At 64.1% G+C, this 15,848-nt stretch carries 15 protein-coding genes; 7 read left to right on the top strand and 8 right to left on the bottom strand.

Annotation, left to right across the window (positions count from 1 at the left end):
* Positions 1-5: 5 nt before the first annotated feature.
* The 4 genes from AACH87_RS07735 to AACH87_RS07720 all read right to left on the bottom strand — a co-directional run bounded on the left by AACH87_RS07735 (position 6) and on the right by AACH87_RS07720 (position 3,305).
* Positions 6-791, bottom strand: coding sequence for a 5-oxoprolinase subunit PxpA (locus AACH87_RS07735; protein WP_338798200.1), 786 nt, complete (start codon positions 789-791; stop codon positions 6-8).
* A gap of 80 nt (positions 792-871) precedes the next feature.
* Positions 872-1,552 (bottom strand): pyroglutamyl-peptidase I, encoded by a 681-nt coding sequence (gene pcp / locus AACH87_RS07730; protein ID WP_338798199.1) that lies wholly within the window; start codon positions 1,550-1,552, stop codon positions 872-874.
* 35 nt (positions 1,553-1,587) lie between these two features.
* A complete protein-coding gene (locus AACH87_RS07725; protein WP_338798198.1) occupies positions 1,588-2,544 on the bottom strand; it encodes a DUF979 domain-containing protein in 957 nt (318 codons plus the stop codon).
* Positions 2,545-2,555: 11 nt separating this feature from the next.
* Positions 2,556-3,305 (bottom strand): DUF969 domain-containing protein, encoded by a 750-nt coding sequence (locus tag AACH87_RS07720; protein ID WP_338798197.1) that lies wholly within the window; start codon positions 3,303-3,305, stop codon positions 2,556-2,558.
* A gap of 421 nt (positions 3,306-3,726) precedes the next feature.
* Here AACH87_RS07720 and AACH87_RS07715 point away from each other — a divergent pair, with 421 nt between their 5' ends.
* A complete protein-coding gene (locus AACH87_RS07715; protein ID WP_338798195.1) occupies positions 3,727-4,404 on the top strand; it encodes a GntR family transcriptional regulator in 678 nt (225 codons plus the stop codon).
* Between the two features lie 4 nt (positions 4,405-4,408).
* Complete coding sequence (locus tag AACH87_RS07710; protein WP_338798194.1) at positions 4,409-5,158, top strand: phytanoyl-CoA dioxygenase family protein; 750 nt, start codon at positions 4,409-4,411, stop codon at positions 5,156-5,158.
* An 83-nt stretch (positions 5,159-5,241) separates the two neighbouring features.
* Here AACH87_RS07710 and AACH87_RS07705 read toward each other — a convergent pair whose 3' ends face one another.
* Complete coding sequence (locus AACH87_RS07705; RefSeq protein WP_338798193.1) at positions 5,242-6,396, bottom strand: GGDEF domain-containing protein; 1,155 nt, start codon at positions 6,394-6,396, stop codon at positions 5,242-5,244.
* Between the two features lie 94 nt (positions 6,397-6,490).
* Positions 6,491-7,660, bottom strand: a complete 1,170-nt coding sequence (locus AACH87_RS07700; RefSeq protein ID WP_338798192.1) for a pyridoxal phosphate-dependent aminotransferase — start codon at positions 7,658-7,660, stop codon at positions 6,491-6,493.
* Positions 7,661-8,013: 353 nt separating this feature from the next.
* Between AACH87_RS07700 and AACH87_RS07695 the strand changes: the two genes are divergently transcribed.
* Together AACH87_RS07695 and AACH87_RS07690 are read left to right on the top strand one after the other, a co-directional pair.
* Entirely contained in the window at positions 8,014-8,340 is a 327-nt protein-coding gene (locus AACH87_RS07695; protein ID WP_338798191.1) for a plasmid stabilization protein, read from the top strand.
* A 161-nt stretch (positions 8,341-8,501) separates the two neighbouring features.
* The gene (locus AACH87_RS07690; protein ID WP_338798189.1) at positions 8,502-9,335 is read left to right on the top strand and encodes a hypothetical protein; all 834 of its coding nucleotides are present in this window, start codon (positions 8,502-8,504) and stop codon (positions 9,333-9,335) included.
* Positions 9,336-9,398: 63 nt separating this feature from the next.
* Here the strand turns inward: AACH87_RS07690 and AACH87_RS07685 are convergent, their stop codons facing one another.
* Entirely contained in the window at positions 9,399-10,457 is a 1,059-nt protein-coding gene (locus AACH87_RS07685; protein WP_338798187.1) for a response regulator, read from the bottom strand.
* The gene (locus AACH87_RS07680; protein ID WP_338798186.1) at positions 10,454-14,143 is read right to left on the bottom strand and encodes an ATP-binding protein; all 3,690 of its coding nucleotides are present in this window, start codon (positions 14,141-14,143) and stop codon (positions 10,454-10,456) included. The genes AACH87_RS07685 and AACH87_RS07680 overlap by 4 nt, the downstream gene beginning before the upstream one ends.
* 121 nt (positions 14,144-14,264) lie before the next feature.
* Between AACH87_RS07680 and AACH87_RS07675 the strand changes: the two genes are divergently transcribed.
* From AACH87_RS07675 to AACH87_RS07665, 3 genes are all read left to right on the top strand, one after another.
* On the top strand, positions 14,265-14,567 hold the full coding sequence (locus tag AACH87_RS07675) for an urease subunit gamma (RefSeq protein ID WP_338798185.1): 303 nt from the start codon (positions 14,265-14,267) through the stop codon (positions 14,565-14,567).
* A 124-nt stretch (positions 14,568-14,691) separates the two neighbouring features.
* A complete protein-coding gene (locus AACH87_RS07670) occupies positions 14,692-15,297 on the top strand; it encodes a HupE/UreJ family protein (RefSeq protein WP_338798184.1) in 606 nt (201 codons plus the stop codon).
* Positions 15,298-15,459: 162 nt separating this feature from the next.
* Positions 15,460-15,765 carry an urease subunit beta gene (locus tag AACH87_RS07665; RefSeq protein ID WP_338798183.1) on the top strand — a complete coding sequence of 102 codons (306 nt, stop codon included), beginning with the start codon at positions 15,460-15,462 and terminating at the stop codon, positions 15,763-15,765.
* Positions 15,766-15,848: the final 83 nt, after the last annotated feature.

Genomic DNA, 15,848 nt, shown 5'->3' with positions numbered 1-15,848 from the left:
CCGCCTTACCCCTGGGCCGAAGCCATGAAAGGGGCCATGAACGAAGCGATCTTGATGCCATCGGCCTCGAAGCGCTTGCGCAGCTCTCGCGCAATGCCCACGGCATCGGGGCTGTCGCCGTGCACGCAGATCGAGTCGGCCTCGATGCGCACGGTGCTGCCGTCGATGGCCTCAATCGTGCCTTCGCGCACCAGGCGCACCATGCGCTGGGCAATCACTTCGGGGTCATGTAGCACCGCACCTTTTTCGCGGCGCGACACCAGGGCACCCTGCGGTGTGTAGGCGCGGTCGGCAAAGGCTTCGGACACCACGCGCAAGCCTGCGTCACGCGCCCATTGCACCAAGGGCGAGCCCGCCAGAACGACCAGCGCCAGGTCGGGGTTGAGGGTGCGGAGGGCCGTGATCACATCCTTGGCCTGCCGCGCATCATGCGCAATGGTGTTGTAGAGCGCACCGTGCGGCTTGACGTAGCGCACCGTGGTGCCTGCGGCTGTCGCCAGCCCTTGCAGCGCGCCGATCTGGTAGATCACATCTGCCACCAGCTCGGCGCTGGAGATATCCATGCTGCGGCGGCCAAAGCCCTTGAGGTCGGGGTAGGCCACGTGTGCCCCCACCACCACGCCGCGTTCTGCCGCTGCGCGCAGGGTTTGCAGAATGCCGACGGGATCGCCTGCGTGAAAGCCGCAGGCCACATTGGCGCTGCTCACAATCTCCAGCATGGCGGCGTCATCGCCCATAGTCCATGCACCCAGGCTCTCGCCCAGGTCGCTGTTGAGGTCCATTGTTGTCATCGTGTTCTCCGGGTGCTGTCACATGCATGGGTGCGTGCCATGCGTGCGGCCAGCAGGGTCAAAAATAGGATCGCCCAGGCTCAGTGCAGCGCACCGCCCACTTCGCGCACATCGGCCTGCACAGCCAGGGCGGTTGCGATGGCCAACTGCAAGCCACGCACCTGCGTGTCCAAGGCCATGCTGGGCATGCCGGGGTGCAGCGCCGCCAGTTCGGGCAAGGCAGGCACATGGATAAAGCCTCCGCGCACGGCGCCAGTCCCTGCTGCACTGCCAGCCCGCACGGCCAGGTGGTGCATCAGCGCATAGAAGATGTGATTGCACACAAAAGTGCCTGCCGTGTTGGACACCGCCGCAGGCACGCCTGCCGCCCGCATGTCACGCACCATGGCCTTGATGGGCAAGGTGGAGAAGTACGCAGCAGGCCCGCCTGCTTGCACAGCGGTGTCCACGGGTTGGCGCCCGGCGTTATCGGGGATGCGGGCATCGTCCACATTGATGGCCACGCGTTCGGGCGTGATCTCGGTGCGCCCACCGGCCAGGCCCAGGCAGATCACCAGCGTGGGCTGCCATTGCGCCATGGCTTCATCCAGCCGGGCGATGGCATCGCCAAAAACGCAGGGCAGTTGCACGGCGCGCACGGTGCAGGCACCGCCCTTCGCAGCGGGCTGCCAGCCGTCCAGCGCGCGGGCCACTTCCCACGAGGGGTTGAGCGGGTCTTTGTCAAACGGCTCAAAGCCGGTGAGCAGCACGTTCTGCGTCATGGTGTGTCCTTGGAGTTAACGGGCATTAACTTGGGTTAGCGGAACATCAGGAAGTACAGCAAAAACACGTTGGCCGTGAGCAGCGCCAGCGCCGTGGGCACCTGGGCGCGGATAACGGCGTTCTTGTCCGGCAGCTCCAGCAGCGCGGCAGGCACGATGTTGAAGTTGGCAGCCATCGGCGTCAGCAGTGTGCCGCAATAGCCCGACAGCATGCCAATGGCCGCCATCACTGCGGGGTCACCGTGGTAGACGCCCACCAGCACGGGCACGCCCACGCCACCCGTCATCACCGGGAAGGCGGCAAAGCCGTTGCCCATGATGATGGTGAACAGCGCCATGCCAATCACATACACGGCCACGGCAACAAAGCGCAGGTCCATGTTGATGTAGGTGGTGGTGACATAGGCCACGGCCTTGCCCACACCGGCATCCGAGAACACCAGGCCCAGCATGCCCAGCATTTGCGGCAGCACCAGGGCCCAGCCCAGGGCGTCGGTCAGGCGGCGCGATTCGCGCATGCCTTGCGCGGGGGTTTCACGCGTCAGCCAGCACACCAGCGCCAGCGACAGCACGCAGCCCACGCCCAGGCTCACCAGCGTGGTGTTCTTGGGGTCCAGCAGTGGTACGCCGCCCACCGATAGGTGCTTGGCCGACAAGGTGCCAATCATGGTGACCAGCGGAATCGCCAGGGCTGGGGCAAACAGCTTGTTGCCCAGGCGCTTGGCGCTGGCCGCGTATTCAGCCACGCTGGGGCTTTTGTGCTGGCCACCGGCCACGCCGCCAAAGCCCGCAATCAGCGCCATGGCCACAGCGCCCACGCCCACCCACAGGGGGGGCAGCTGGTCGCCCACCAGAAACACCAGCGCATACAGCCCCCAGAACAAGCCGCTGCTCAAACGCTTTGGATTGCTGCGATCGGTGAACGTGGCAATGGACGTGAGGGCCAGCACGGCGCCCACCAGGTAGTACAGGTATTGGATGGAGAGAATCATGGCGGCGCTCCTCAGGCAGCTTTGTTGGAAGACGCTGCAGACACAGCAGAAGCGGACAAGGGCTCGATGCCCTCGGCCTTCAGCTCACGGGCGAGCACGCCGTCCAGCCTGTACAGGCGCCAGGCATGGATGGCAAACGCGCAGATGGCGGTGGGAATACCCCAGAACGCAACGTGCAGTGGCTCCACATCAATGCCCGCTTCGTGCAGGAAGGTGGTCATCAGCACGATGGCACCGAAGGCGACAAAGATGTCTTCGCCAAAGAACAGGCCCACGTTGTCTGTCGCGGCCGAGAAGGCGCGCAGCTTGTGGCGAATGCGCTCAGGCAGCGTGCCGTAGCGGGCTTCGGTCGCGCCTTCGGCCATGGGGGCCAGCAGCGGGCGCACCATTTGCGGGTGGCCGCCCAGGCTGGTCAAGCCAATGGCCGCAGTGAGCTGGCGCGCAGCCAGGTACACGATGAGCAGGCGGCCTGCGGTGGCCGACTTGATGGAGCTGATCCAGTTTTGCGCATGCTGGCGCAGGCCATGGCGCTCCAGCAGGCCAATCACCGCCAGGGGCAGCAAGATGATGAGCGGCAGGTTGCGCGTCTTGATGAAACCTGTGCCGATGGTGGCCAGGATCTTGTCGATGGGAAACCCGGCGGCCAGGGCGGTGCCCACGGCCGTGACGATCACGACCAGCATGGGGTTAAACCGCAGGACAAAGCCCACGATGATGATGGCCACCCCGATGAGCGGCCACAGATTGACGTCATTAAGCATGTTGATCCTTCGTTGAGCACACAGACACACAAATACCCCGGGGCTGCCTGCATCAAGCATCAGCCCGCAGGCTCCGCTCTTGTGCACACCCCTTCCTTCCCGGCCCCTGGTTCACGGAGCCCGGTGTCGGTTCACATCCCTGGATGTAGAACCCGTCGCGTTTCGTCATGCAACTTGCATGCCATATCAAAGGACAATAAATGCACCATTGAGTGGCAATCAAATATTTTTTGTTGAACAATAAATATCAAGTTGTCTCACGATAATTGAATTCTGCCCAACAAAGCACTGTTCTCCCTCTCGGTAAAAACCCTCGGTTTGCATGTCCTCACCGCTGTTTGCAGGCAGGTTTTCGGTCGATGAGCAGCGCACAGGAGCCACGAGAGCCAACAGGCAGGCCTGCCGCCCTTACCATGCGCGCATGAAGACAGAACTGAACAACCCGCAAACGCTGAATGACCGCATGGCCGAAGTGATCCGGCACAAGATCGTGCAAGGTGAGTTCGCGCCGGGCCAGCGCCTGTCAGAGGCCGCCCTGAGCGAGAGTCTGGAAATTTCGCGCAACACGCTGCGCGAGGTGTTCCGGCTGTTGACCAAAGAGGGGCTGCTCAAGCACGAGCCCAACCGGGGCGTATTTGTGGCCATCCCCACGATTGCGTCGATCATCGATATCTACCGGGTGCGCAGGCTGATCGAGTGCCAGGCCCTGGCCCAGGCTTACCCGCGCCACCCGGCCAAAAAGCATTTGCGCGATGCCGTGGAGATGGCGCTGCGCTGCCGTGATGCCGGCGACTGGCAAGGTGTGGGTACGGCCAACATGGAGTTCCACATGGCCATCGTGGAGCTGGCCGACAGCGAACGCCTGAACGTGATGTTCTCGCACCTGCTGGCCGAGCTGCGGCTGGCGTTTGGCCTGCTGAACGACCCCGAGTTTCTGCACATGCCCTATGTGGAAATGAACGTGAACATCCTGGAACTGTTTGAGGCGGGCAAGCTGCAAGAGGCTGCCGCTGCACTGAACGAGTACCTGGTGCACTCCGAGCGCATCGTGCTAGCCGTGTATGCGCGGCGCATTTCGGATGGCGGAGCCCCTCGCTGAGCCGATGGACGCTTCCCACAACACCCCCGTTCCGCCCGCGCAAATAAGCGCATTGGCACTCAGCACTTTTCAAAACCAGGGCTATGCGCTGGTGCCACAGGCCGTTGACCAGCCCGCATGCGAAGCCCTGGCGGCAGCGTGCGCGGGGGTGGACAGCCGCTCGGGCGGCAGCCGCAACATGCTGCAGCAGCCCTGGTGCACAACGCTGGCCGAGCGGTTGCGCCAACACCCGACCGTCGCGGCCTGCCTGCCCCAGGGCGCAGTGGCCGTGCAATGCACGTACTTTGAAAAAGCCGCGGATCGGAATTGGCTGGTGGCAATGCACCAGGACCTGAGCGTGCCTGTGGCCCGGCCAGAAAGCGCGCCTGGCTGGCACGGCTGGGCCCAGAAAGAAGGCCATTGGTTTGTGCAACCCCCGTCCGCCTGGCTGGCACAGCTGGTGGCGGTGCGGCTGCATCTGGACGAATGCGGCCCGGAAGATGGCCCGCTGCGCGTGATCGCCGGGAGTCATGCGAGCGGCAGGCTGGACGCTGAAGCCATCGCGGCGCTGCGCCAGTCTCAGCCCGAAGTCATCTGCACCGCCGCCGCAGGCACTGCGCTGTTGATACGCCCCCTGCTGCTGCACGCCTCCTCCAAATCCACCGGCACAGGGCGCAGGCGTGTGCTGCACTTCCTGTTTGGCCCGGCAACGCTGCCGTTCGGATTGCAGTGGCAGGACTCGACAGGACGAGCGCAAGAGCGTGCCGCTGACTGACGCTGGTACAGCGGCCAGAAAGCGACGATTGCTCTTATTTTGATAGCAGACTGCGCTTTATCTGAAAGCGCCATCGCTACTTTTCACGAAATTCCAGGCTCGGCAGCGACCACGCGGTCCCTTCCACCCGATTTGGCACGGTACAGCGCAGCGTCTGCGCGTGCCAGCAGCACATCAAAATTCGCGTCGCCAGCGCCCACCGATGTGACACCGATGCTCACCGTGCAATGCGGGCCGCCCGCCGCCACAGGGGCGTTGCGCACGGTAGCGGCTACACGCTCGGCCACAGCCTGGGCAGCTGGCAAGTCGGTGGCAGGCATCAACACCAGAAACTCCTCGCCACCATAGCGCCCCAGCCGGTCCGAGGCGCGCAAGGCTCCACGCACATGGCTCACCACGTCGCGCAAAACGGCGTCGCCCACCAAATGCCCATGGGTGTCGTTGATCTGCTTGAAGTGGTCCACATCCAGCATCAGCACGGAGAAAGTGTGTCCGTAGCGCTGCCAGCGTTGCATTTCGCTGTCCGCCAGCTCCAGCACCGCACGGCGGGCCAAGGCGCCGGTCAGGCTGTCGTGCGTGGCGAGGTGTTCAAACTCGGAGCGCACCCGCTCACTGGCCATTAGCAGCACACCAACGCACACCAGCAACACCGCGAAGCTGTACGTGCCGAGATAGAGCGACTGCATGAGTGAGGGCGTGAAGCGGTTGTCGAAGGGGCTGTCCATCCACAGCGACCAGACACCCCGCACTACCAGCACCACCGACTGCATGATCAGCGCGCACGCCGTAAGCCGGTTGGCAAAGCCCTTGCCATTGCGCCACAGCACGCGCACATGCACCACGCAGGTCACGGCCAAAGTGCTGGTAAAGAAAAAGACCCGAAACCGGTAGTCCGGCTGCACCCAGAGGAACAGGGCCAGCAGCGTCAGGCACACCGCAAAGAGCACATACCAGGGACGCCGGACATCAGGCAGGCCCAGAAATCTCTGCGTCCCAAAGAGGAAATAGGCAAACCCCATCATGAGCAGCCCATTGCCCCCCAGCACAGACACCCAGGCTGGCAAGAAGCCGCCCACCATGTACGTCACCGTGGCCAGGCCACACAGCAAGGGAGCCAGCCCCCAATGACGCAGCCCTCGAATAGAGGTGGGGTAATTGGCGCGTACCCCTAGCAGCACCACTCCCAGGACTACAGCCATCAGGCCGGACATCGCGGCCAATGAATGGACTTCAAACATCCCCGTGAGTGTAGTGACCAAATGTTACAAAAATCCCTGGGTTTGGACGGTCAACACGGGCCTGTTCAGCCGATCAAGTCGATCGAGCCGCTTTTCAGCCGTGTTGCCGGGCCAGCCACTCGCGCAACCGCCGCACTCCTTCTGCAAGCCGCCCCACGTCCTTGGACGCGAAACACCAGCGCAGCCAGCCACGCCCCTCAGGGCCAAAGGCATCGCCGGGGGCCAGGCCCAAGCCCGCCTCGGCGACCAGTCGTTTGGCTACCTCCATCGAGTCATCCAGCCCTTCCATGCGGAAAAAGGCATACATGCCGCCACGGGCTGGCGCCACCTGCACCCCTGGCAGCTCGGCCAGCAACGGCACGAGCGTGTCTCTGCAGTGCTTGAAGTGCGACACCACCCGGGGCGTAATTTCTTTGCGGTAAGCCAGCGCTGCCAGCGCAGCGCGCTGGGTGAACACGCTGGCGCACGAGGTGTTGAACTCGATCAGCTTGCCCATAGCATCGACCAGCGCCTCGGGCAGCACCAGCCAGCCCAAGCGCCAGCCGGTCATCAAAAAGCTTTTGGAAAAGCTGTGCGCCACCACCAAGCGGTCATCGGGCGCGGCCACATCAAGAAAACTGGGCGCACAGCCCTGGGCGGTGGGCTCGTAGTAGAGCTTTTCGTACACCTCGTCGGCCAGGATCCAGGTGCCGGTGCTGCGGCAGTGCGCCAGAATCTGCTGCTGCTCCTCGCGCGTCAGCGTCCAGCCCGTGGGGTTGTTGGGCGCGTTGAGGATGAGCAGTTTGGTGCGCGCCGTAATGGCACCGAGCAGCGCAGGCATGTCGAGCCCCCATGCGCCCGCGTGAGGGCGCAGCGGCACGCAGCGCACCTGGGCGCCCATGATGGTGGGCTGGGCCACCAGATTGGGCCAGACGGGCGTGACGATGACCACCTCATCACCCGCATCCACCAGCGCCTGCACTGCCAGCATCAGCGCACTGACGCCACCCGAAGTGACCACAATGCGCCCGGCGTCAACGCTCGCCGCAGGATGGGATTCGGTCATGTACTGGCCCAGAGCCTCCCGCAACTCGGGCAGGCCACAGTTCTGCGAATAGAAGGTTTCCCCACTCTCCAGCGACTCAATGGCCGCGCGGCGAATCACTTCAGGGGTGACTTCATCGCTCTCTCCAAACCAGAAAGCCAGAACATCCTTGCGGCCCATGTCCGCGTTGGCAATTTCACGAATTTTGGAAGCTTCAAGCTGGGCAATGACAGAGCGCATGCGATGGGTTCCTTGGGCAATGAAAAGACTGTGAGCAGGTTCTTAGAAAAACAGACTGCCCAAGCCTCAATGTAATTCGGCCCAAGGAGCGCGCGCCTGATGTGGCCTACTTTTTCCGTGCGGTGAAGACGTGGGGATGCAGGTGCTTCAAGCGTGATATCGCTGCGAACCACCGCATTCCACTATCAAAAATATAGCTGCCTGCGCTTTATGCATAAGCTCTGCACTCAGAAACAACAAAAATCATTGGGTAGCGGCGCTCACTCCTACACCTTCTTTCACCGTGCACCGACAAGCACATGTCCGGGTTCTCCGAACATCAAGACCTTGGTAGGACAAGACGAGGAGCCCCCATGCCACGAGCCGCCTGGAGCGCAAAGCGTGAACGCCAGTACGAACACATCAAAGACAGCCTGCAGGAACGGGGGCGCAGCCCCGATGTGGCCGAGGAAATAGCGGCACGCACCGTGAACAAAGAGCGCGCCCAACATGGCGAAGCCCGCACCGCCAGCCCCCAAACGTTGCGCGACACACCCGCCCCCGTGCGCGGCGGCAAACGCTCACACCAAGGGCCGCAGGGTCGTACCAAGGCGCAACTGTACGAGGACGCAAAACGAAAAGGCATCGCTGGGCGGTCGAAGATGAGCAAGGCGGAACTGGAGCGGGCGGTGGACGGGTAGCCAAACCCCAACTCCTGTGAAACAATCTTTTGACACTTCAAAAAGAATTTCCCGCCGTTTCCCGAACACGAGCCTGCAGTTCGTGTGCTCTTGAACCTGCGCGCCTACCCATTTGTCCAACCCTTGCACTCTTCGTGAGTCACTCAACAAACGTCCACTTCATGTCTCAAGCACTGCGCTCCATCACAGCTCTTCTTGCCACAAGCATCACCGTTCTGGTCCCGCTCACTGCGCGGGCCCTTCAGCCAGAGTCGGGGATGTGGACGGTCAATGGAGAGGTCAACGGAAAGCCAGGGCGTGGTCTGCAAATTGATGCCCAGGGTGGCCGCAATCTGATCGTGACGTACTTTGGTTATCGGGAAGATGGCTCGTCCATGTTCCTTCAGGCCAGCGGCCCCCGGCAGGACGACGGTACATTCACCGCAGACTTGGTCGAGTTCCAGGGAGGAAAAGCGCTGGGTGCCCCCGCCAGGGATGGACAGGTGCGCAAAGTGGTCGGCAATATCTCCATTGCCTTTGACAGCGCCACGACGGCCAGCGTGACCCTTCCTGGCGAAGCACCGGCAAGAATGACGCGGTTTCAATACGAAGATCACACAGCCCGCTTCAACCGCGAGGGCCGCTACGCCATCTCCTATGCCTTGGCCACCTTCGGCAATCTGATGCCTGCCACCGTGACCTTCAAACTGGAAAACGGCAACTTCTCCATGAGTCGCAACAACGGTGATCTGGAAACCTGTGAATACTCAGGGCGCTATCAACCGGCAGGCCAAGGCATCAAGGTCGAGGGCACTTTTGCGTGCAAACAGGCCAATTCGTCTTCTTCGGGCACGTTCTGGACTGAAGAGATGGAGGTGGATGAACAGCTCTCGTACAGGGCTGTGATCTGGAAGCAGATCCAGGGAAGTTCCATCAATCCTTCGGCCGAATATCACTACGGCCTGTGCCAAGCAGCCGCTATGTTCTTGACACCGAATCGCTGCACCAAGCCCTAGGCTACAGGGGTTTCCCAATGGCCCACAAGACGGCATCAATGGCGTCGACCGTCTTGCTCCCCCTCACCCCTCAAACTGCGGATGCAGCTGCCGGATGCGGTTCATGGCCATCGCCGCCGCCGCCGTGCGCGTCTCCACGCCCAGCTTGGCAAACACGCGCTCCAGGTGTTTTTTGACGGTGGCGGGGCTGGCGCCCAGGATGTCGCCAATGTCGCGGTTGATCTTGCCCTTCACCACCCAGTACAGCACCTCGGCCTCACGGGCGGTGAGCTTGAAGGACAGGCTCATGGATTCGATGATCTTGGCATCGGACACCTCGCGCATCACGATGAGCCAATCACCGCCGCCTTCGCTGTCGCCCGCCTGCTGGTGCAGGCGGAACGTGAGGCGGCGCGCGCCCTGCTCTACCGCCAGGCGCGGTGGTTCGGCCAGTGATGCGGCCAGCAGCTCGGCGGCGTTGTCGGCCAGCACATGGCGGCGCAGCCAGGCCTGCACAGGTTCAGGGGCCCACTGACCGAAAGCGGTCGGTGCGCCGTCAGGCCCCACCTCACCAAAGTAGCTTTGCAGCAGCTCCCGCGCCAGCGGGGTTTGCCACACGATGCGGCCATCTGATGCGCGCACGGTGATGCTGGCGTAGCCAAAAGCATCGAGCGCGTTGCGCGCCTCGCGGGCCTGCAGGGCGTCTTGCCGGGCCTTGCGGGCCGCGCCCAGGTGCACCTGCATGCGGGCCATCACCTCGCGGGGCTTGATGGGCTTGGTCACGTAGTCGATGCCCCCGGCCTCCAGCGCGGCCACCAGGTGCTCGGTCTCGGTCAGGCCGGTCATGAAGATGATGGGGATGTGCGCCGTGGCAGGGGATGCCTTGAGACGCCGGGCGACTTCAAAGCCATCCATGCCGGGCATCATGGCGTCCAGCAGCACGATGTCTGGCAGCGCCTGTGCGGCGCGCTGCAACGCCGCCTCGCCATGCATGGCGACCAGCACGGTGTAGCCGGATTCATCGAGTGCATCGTGCAGCACGGCCAGGTTGTCGGGCACGTCGTCCACGATGAGCACCACGTCGCTGTTGCGGTCCAGCAAGGCAGCAGCGGGGGTTGCAGGTACGGTGGGGGATGCGTTCATGACGAGGCTTGCTCCAGGGCCTGGCCCATGGCGTCGAACTGGAATTGCTGTGCCAGTTGCCGCATGTGGTGCACAAAGGCGGTGTGTTCGGGGTATTGGCGCTCGATATCCGCCAGGGCATTGAGGATGCCCCGGTAGTAGCCTAGCGAGACGGCGTGCGACAGCTCTGCGAGCAGCGCCTGGGGCGGACAGGAGGGGGCGGCCGCACCTGTGGATTCTGCGGGCTCAGCCGATGGGTGGGATGCGTTAGATGCACTGGATGAAGCCACCACAGCAGCCCACGGTTGTGGAGCCTTGGCATGCCCTGCGCCGCCTGCTTGCTCGCCCGTGCCTGCCGCAGCAGCATCCACCCACACCAGCTCCAGCCGCCGCTCCAGCCAGTCCAGCAGCTCGGTGTGGCGTACGGGCTTGACGATGAAGTCTTCGGGGCGGATGCCTGCATCGTTGTCCAGCGTCTTGTCAAACGCATTGGCCGACACCACGGCGATGCAGGCTCCGTCATCCCTATCCGGCGCTTCAGCCCAGCCCTGTGCGCGGATGCGGCGAATCGTCTCCCACCCGTCAATGCCGGGCATGGCCAGGTCCATGAAGATGGCGTGGGGGCGGTAGCCAGTGGCCAGCAGGTCCAGCGCATCGTGGCCGCTGGCGGCCTGGCGCAGTTCAAAGCCCAGTGGCTCCAGCAACTGGCGCAGCAGCTCGCGGTCGGGCTCCTCGTTGTCCACCACCAGAATGCGACGGCGCTCTCCCGCGTAGCCGGTGCGGGCCTTGGCGGGGCGCGGCAAAGCGGGGGTACCGGCCTTGCCCAGCGCGTCGGCATGCACCTCGGGCAAAAAGAGTTTGACGTGAAAGACCGAGCCCACGCCGGGCTGGCTGGTCACCGTCAGCTCGCCGCCCATCAGCGCGGTGAGCATCTTGGCAATGGTCAGGCCCAGCCCGGCACCCGGTGCGCCCGTGGCGCTGGCCCCCGCGGCCGAACCGCCCCGGGTAAAGGGCTCAAAAATGCGCTCGATCTCTTCCTGCGTCAGCCCCGGCCCGGTGTCCTGCACGTCAATGCGCGCCATCTCCCGCGCATAGCGCACCCTCAGCGTGACCGTGCCACGCGCCGTGAACTTGATGGCGTTGCCCAGCAGGTTGATGAGGATTTGCCGCAGGCGCTTGTCGTCTGCCCGCACCACCTCGGGGATCATGCCCTGCACATCAAACTGAAACGCCAGCCCCTTGGCGGCGGCCTGCAGCTCAAAGAGGCCTGCGATTTCATGCAGCCCATCGGCAAAGCGCATGGGGGCCACGTCCAGCGTGAGCTTGCCGGACTCGATGCGCGCGATGTCCAGCGTGCCCTCGATGAGCGAGAGCAAATGCTCGCCCCCGCGCCGGATCACATGCACCGCCTGCTTGCGGTGCGCGGGCACTGTGGGGTCTTCGCCCATCAACTGCGCGTAGCCCAGGATGGAGTTGAGCGGGGTGCGAATCTCGTGGCTGATGGCGCTGATGTAGCGGCTCTTGGCCTGGTTGGCCTGGTCTGCCAGGGCACGCGCATCTTCGGCCTGCTGGCGCGCCTGCTCGGCCACGCGGCGTGCGGTTTGCAGGGCTTCGTCGGTTTGCCTGTGCAGCTCGATTTCGCGCATCAGCAAACCTGTCTGGCGGTTCGACTCCTCCTGCGCCACTTGGCGGCTTTTGTGCGCCAGCACCAGCCACCAGGCCACGATGCCAGAGATGACCAGCAGCGCCAGATACGCCTTGAGCAGGCCCGATCGCAGCGCCACCTCGGGCGCGGCCAGCACATCGGTGTCCGTCATCGCCTGGGCGATGGTGTTCAGCTCCTGGTGGTACAGCAGCCCCATCACCGCCGCCAGCAGCGGGGCGATCACCAGCATCAGCAGCAGAAAGTGGCCCAGGCCCGTGTCCAGATAGCGCCACACCGCGCGCGGCAGCACCCAGCGCAGCGCGGCAGACCATTGCACTGCCATGCTCGCGTGGGGCTTGCACAGGTCGCCACAGCGCGCGTCCAGCGTGCAGCACAGCGAGCAGATCGCACCCCGGTAGGCGGGGCATTGGGCCATGTCGGGGGCTTCGTACTCGCGCTCGCACACCACGCAGCGCTGCACTACCAGGCGCTGGTAGCGGCCTACATCGGCAGTCCGTGCGCCGGGCACCGGGCCATGCATGGGCACGGCCACCGGATCGGACAGGGGTTCGCTCTGCCGGGCGATGTAGTACCTGCCCCGCGTGGCCCACGCAATCAGCGGCGCGGCCACAAAGGCCACGGCCATGGCAATCACCGCCGAGAACGCCTGCGGCAGCGGGCCAAACAGCCCCAGGTGCGCGCTGATGGAAACGATGGATGCCAGCGCCATCGCGCCCACGCCCACGGGGTTGATGTCGTACAGGTGCGCGCGTTTGAACTCAATGCCCTTGGGCGACAGGCCCAGCGGTTTGTTGATGACGAGGTCCGCCACCACCGACATGATCCAGGCGATGGCGATGTTGGAATACAGCCCCAGCACCTCGCCCATGGCGCGGAACACGTTCATCTCCATCAGCATGAAGGCGATCAGCGTGTTGAACACCACCCACACCACCCGCCCCGGGTGGCTGTGCGTGAGGCGCGAGAAAAAATTGGACCACGCGAGCGACCCCGCGTAGGCGTTGGTCACGTTGATCTTGAGCTGCGACACCACCACAAACAGCGCGGTGGCCGCCACCGCCCAGCCGTAGTGGGGAAAGACGTACTCGTACGCCGCCAGGTACATCTGGTTCGGGTCTACCGCGCGCTCCACCGGCACCATGTGCGTCAGGGCCAGCCAGGCCAGCAGCGCGCCGCCCAGCATCTTGAGCACGCCCAGCACCACCCAGCCCGGCCCGCCCACCAGCACGCCCAGCCACCAGCGGCCCCGCTTGCCTGCGGTGGGTGCCGGCATGAAGCGCAGGTAGTCGGCCTGCTCCCCCATCTGGGTGATGAGCGCAATGCCCACCGTGAGGGCTGCACCAAACATGGGCAAATTGAAGCGATTTCCCTGGATAAATTCACCACCGTAGTGCGAAATTCCAGAAAACGCACCAGGATCGCGCAGCAGCACCACGCCAAACGGCACCACCAGCATCACCAGCCACAGCGGCTGCGTCCACACCTGCAGACGGCTGATGGCCGACACGCCGTGCGTGACCAACGGAATCACCACCAGCGCGCAAATCAGATAGCCCCAACGCGGCGGAATGTCGAGCACCAGCTCCAGCGCATAGGCCATCACCGCGGCTTCGAGCGCAAAGAAGATGAAGGTGAAGCTGGCGTAGATCAGCGAGGTGAGCGTGGAGCCGATGTAGCCAAAGCCCGCGCCGCGCGTGAGCAGGTCCATGTCCACCCCATAGCGCGCCGCATACACGCTGATGGGCAGCCCCGCCAGAAAGATGATGAGCCCCGTGGCCACGATGGCCCAGAAGGCGTTGATGAAGCCGTATTGCACCAGCAGCGTAGCACCTACGGCTTCCAGGATCAGAAACGATGCCGCCCCGAACGCCGTGTTGGCCACACGCCATTCAGACCACTTGCGAAAGCGCTGGGGCGTGTAGCGCAGCGCGTAGTCCTCCATGGTTTCCGTCGCGACCCAGCTGTTGTAGTCGCGGCGCACCTTGACGACCTGCTGCGGGGGCTGGCCAGAGTCGGCAGGGGGAACGGGGGGCATGGACATAGTCCAGCCTGGGTGCAGGTTCCATGCCACGGATGGCCTGCCCTTCGTCCTCTGGCGTATGGCGGGCACGGGGCTTGCTGCCTATGATGGGCTCGCTTCCACCAGATCACCCCGGTACACCATGGAACTCACCCCCAGAGAAAAAGACAAGCTGCTGATCTTCACTGCCGCCCTGCTGGCCGAGCGCCGCAAGGCCCGGGGGCTGAAGCTCAACTACCCCGAGGCCGTGGCCCTGATCAGCGCTGCCGTGATGGAAGGCGCGCGCGACGGCAAGACGGTAGCCCAGCTCATGAGCGAAGGCCGCACGGTGCTGACCCGCGCCGATGTGATGGACGGCATCGCAGAGATGATTCCGGACATCCAGGTCGAGGCCACCTTTCCCGATGGCACCAAGCTCGTGACGGTGCATCAGCCGATTTTATGAAGCCCCCCTGTGTCGCCTTCGGCGCCTTCCCCCGAGGGGGACGCCGCCAGCGCGGCGGGGCGGCCCTTGCGCGGCGGCCGCTGGCCTAGACCACGCCAGTTTTCACTTTCAGGAGTCCTTTCACATGCACCTCTCCCGCACCAAATCCACTCTTATTCTGATAGCTGCCAGCGCTTTATCCATGAGCGCTAGCGCCCATACGGGCGTAGAAGCGCACAGCCACAGCGGTTTCATCAGCGGCTTTGTGCACCCCCTGTTCGGGCTGGACCACCTGGCCGCCATGGTGGCCGTGGGCCTGTGGAGTGCGCTGGCAGCCCGCAAGGCCGGGCCCGAGCTGGCCTGGGGCCCGTTGGGCTTTGCCGCCATGCTGCTGGTGGGCGCAGTGCTGGGCCTGCAGGGCGTGATGGTGCCTGCGGTGGAGCCCATGATTGCGGCCTCGCTGCTCGTCACCGGCCTGCTGGTGGTGTCGCGCCTGCGGGTGCCCGGGCTGGTGGCGGCGCTGGGCGTGGGCGCGTTTGCCCTGTTCCACGGCGTGGCCCACGGGCTGGAACTGGCAGGAGAGACCAGCGCCTGGCCCACCCTGGCAGGGATGCTGACAGCCACCGTGCTGCTGCACTGCGCAGGCCTGGCCGCAGGCTGGGCGCTGCGCCAGCGCACGGTGTGGATCAGCCGCACCGCAGGCATGGCCGTGGCCCTGATGGGTGGCGCGCTGCTGGCGCAGATGGCCTGATTCCATTTTCACATCATCCGTGTCATTGTTGCTTCGCCTTGCCGTGCTACAGCACTGTCTGCGGCTTCGCGCCTGGACACGAATGATTTGGAAAACGGAATGAACCCCGCCGCTCACCCACTCCCTACACCCATTCTTTGATCTGGAATCTGGAGCCCCCCCATGATCCCTGGCGAACTCATCACCGAACCCGGCGAGCACGTGCTCAACGCGGGCCGCCGCACCCTCACGCTGGTGGTGCGCAACACGGGCGACCGGCCCATCCAGGTCGGCTCGCACTACCACTTTGCCGAGACGAACAATGCCCTGGGCTTTGACCGGGCGGCTGCGCGCGGCATGCGGCTGAACATTGCTTCGGGCACCGCCGTGCGCTTTGAGCCCGGCCAGGAGCGCACCGTGGAGCTGGTGGACTACGCGGGCGAGCGCAAGGTGTACGGCTTTCAGGGCCTGACGCAGGGCGCGCTCTGAACATTGAAACAAACCAGCCTCTAGCGCTCATGAAATAAGCGCAAGCAGCTATCAAAACCATAGTAAACCGTTCTAGCGGAGCA

The sequence above is a fragment of the Acidovorax sp. DW039 genome (genome assembly GCF_037101375.1).
GTDB lineage: Bacteria > Pseudomonadota > Gammaproteobacteria > Burkholderiales > Burkholderiaceae_C > Acidovorax.
This window is presented reverse-complemented; position numbering and strand designations above follow the sequence as displayed.

Excerpts from the sequence above, each read along its gene's own strand:
- AACH87_RS07735 (WP_338798200.1), bottom strand. The coding sequence starts at position 791 with ATGACAACAATGGACCTCAACAGCGACCTGGGCGAGAGCCTGGGTGCA.
- pcp (WP_338798199.1), bottom strand. The coding sequence starts at position 1,552 with ATGACGCAGAACGTGCTGCTCACCGGCTTTGAGCCGTTTGACAAAGAC.
- AACH87_RS07725 (WP_338798198.1), bottom strand. The coding sequence starts at position 2,544 with ATGATTCTCTCCATCCAATACCTGTACTACCTGGTGGGCGCCGTGCTG.
- AACH87_RS07720 (WP_338798197.1), bottom strand. The coding sequence starts at position 3,305 with ATGCTTAATGACGTCAATCTGTGGCCGCTCATCGGGGTGGCCATCATC.
- AACH87_RS07715 (WP_338798195.1), top strand. The coding sequence starts at position 3,727 with ATGAAGACAGAACTGAACAACCCGCAAACGCTGAATGACCGCATGGCC.
- AACH87_RS07710 (WP_338798194.1), top strand. The coding sequence starts at position 4,409 with ATGGACGCTTCCCACAACACCCCCGTTCCGCCCGCGCAAATAAGCGCA.
- AACH87_RS07705 (WP_338798193.1), bottom strand. The coding sequence starts at position 6,396 with ATGTTTGAAGTCCATTCATTGGCCGCGATGTCCGGCCTGATGGCTGTA.
- AACH87_RS07700 (WP_338798192.1), bottom strand. The coding sequence starts at position 7,660 with ATGCGCTCTGTCATTGCCCAGCTTGAAGCTTCCAAAATTCGTGAAATT.
- AACH87_RS07695 (WP_338798191.1), top strand. The coding sequence starts at position 8,014 with ATGCCACGAGCCGCCTGGAGCGCAAAGCGTGAACGCCAGTACGAACAC.
- AACH87_RS07690 (WP_338798189.1), top strand. The coding sequence starts at position 8,502 with ATGTCTCAAGCACTGCGCTCCATCACAGCTCTTCTTGCCACAAGCATC.
- AACH87_RS07685 (WP_338798187.1), bottom strand. The coding sequence starts at position 10,457 with ATGAACGCATCCCCCACCGTACCTGCAACCCCCGCTGCTGCCTTGCTG.
- AACH87_RS07680 (WP_338798186.1), bottom strand. The coding sequence starts at position 14,143 with ATGTCCATGCCCCCCGTTCCCCCTGCCGACTCTGGCCAGCCCCCGCAG.
- AACH87_RS07675 (WP_338798185.1), top strand. The coding sequence starts at position 14,265 with ATGGAACTCACCCCCAGAGAAAAAGACAAGCTGCTGATCTTCACTGCC.
- AACH87_RS07670 (WP_338798184.1), top strand. The coding sequence starts at position 14,692 with ATGCACCTCTCCCGCACCAAATCCACTCTTATTCTGATAGCTGCCAGC.
- AACH87_RS07665 (WP_338798183.1), top strand. The coding sequence starts at position 15,460 with ATGATCCCTGGCGAACTCATCACCGAACCCGGCGAGCACGTGCTCAAC.